Here is a 1,786-nt window from a genome sequence, read left to right on the forward strand (position 1 = left end):
AGCCCGCGCCGTCCGCCACCAGGCCAGACGATCCCGCCCCCGCACCGGCACCTCACACTCCAACCGGGCAAAATGCTCGTCCTCCCAGCGGCCCACGGCTCCCCCTTCGACGTCATCACGGCACAGCAGCCCGGGCAGAGCACAGGGGGTGTGGCCCTGACGAAGCCCCACCCGAGACCGCCGCAGCATCCGAAGCCAGGGAGACCCGTCGGTCTGCTCCCGGCGCTCGTCCTAACTCCGGATGTCTTGCTGTGATCCTTCCGGCAAGAGCGGACCAGATGAACCGACGGGAAGACGTAGGATTGAGCTACGGAACGTGAAAGGTAGGACGCAGCGTCCTAGGGAGGAGTCACGGCGTGACGGAGATCCGGGCTCTGGGCGACCGGGTCGCTCAAGTACGTGTACGCCGTTCGATGACACAGACCGAGCTTGCCGAGCGTGCAGGCGTGTCTACCGACCTGGTTACGAAGCTGGAGCAGGGCCAGCGTGACGGCATACGCATCTCTACGTTGCACAGCCTTGCTAGGGCCTTGGACGTTCCTACCGCTACGTTCTTTGAGGTGGAGCAGGAGGAGACGGTGAGCGATAATGAGGCCTTCATACCGCTTCGGAAACTGTTGCTCCCTGGACCTTCCAGCGGGCAAACCGACGAACCGGCCCTATCGCTCCAACCGTTGCGGCAACGTCTGGTGGCGCTGACCCAGGACTACCATTATGCGCGGTATCCGCAGGCCGTTCGGACCGCTCCAGAACTGATCGAGGACATCACTGCCGCCACGGGCATACACCAGGAGGAGGACCAGAAGAGTATATATCGCCTGCTGGCGCACGCCTACATTATGGCTGCCTCGATTCTCATCCAGCTTAGCGGGGAGGACTTGGCTTGCGAGGCCATACGCCGGAGCATGGAAGCGGCGGAGCAAGCCGGAGACCCGATTCTCCGTGCAAGCGGAGTGGTGTACTACCGGTGGGCATTCATCCGCCAAGGCCGATTCGACGATGCCGAAAAGGTGGCCGTCGACATGGCCACCGAGATCGAGCCAAGCATCATGTCAGCAACCCCCGAACACCTTGCAGTATGGGGGAGACTGCTGACCGGCGCCTCTGCCGCCGCAGCTCGGAACAACCGTCCGGAAACAGCGAAAGACCTACTTTCGTATGCCCGTAGCTCAGCCGCGCGTGTAGCCGACGGAAAAATGGACTACGCTAAGTACTGGGCGGCGTTCGGACCGAGTCAAGTCGACGCAATCGAGGTCGAAAATGCCATGACGCAAGGCGATGCGCCCCGTGCATTGACTCTGGCCCGGAGGGTCCGTCGGACTGAGAACATGCCACTGAGCAACTGGACACGTCACCTTCTCGCTGTGGCCGAGGCACAAACGGCCACAAGAGACTACGCGAGTGCCATTCAGACAGTTCAAGATGTCTACACTCTCACCCCGGAATGGCTACGGGAGCAGCGCCTAGCCAGCAGACTAATACGCGACCTACTAGACGCTACGAGCGTCCGAAGAGCCCGAAAGACCGGTCTAGCCGACCTGGCTACATTTGTGGGCATCAAGCCGTAGATGTGCCCAGCGCCCTACCGATGGAGTGGTTCACCTAACCCAGGCCGCTAACCCGCATCCGCCAATGCCAAAAGATCGTCGCCAATGTTCTGTACCGCCTCAAGGGCGGCCTTCGGCCGCCGCGGGGGGCCTGCCGCACGCGCCGCGCGTCGCCCCGTGCGCGCCGCGCCTACGGGATCGCCGCACCCGGCCGGGGCCCCGCCTCCCTCCGGTCGGCA

At 63.3% G+C, this 1,786-nt stretch carries 1 protein-coding gene; it reads left to right on the forward strand.

Annotation, left to right across the window (positions count from 1 at the left end):
• Positions 1-356: 356 nt before the first annotated feature.
• Positions 357-1,568 (forward strand): helix-turn-helix domain-containing protein, encoded by a 1,212-nt coding sequence (locus AC08OO_RS20600; protein WP_011438520.1) that lies wholly within the window; start codon positions 357-359, stop codon positions 1,566-1,568.
• Positions 1,569-1,786: the final 218 nt, after the last annotated feature.

This window comes from Frankia sp. CeCAU1, assembly GCF_977971845.1.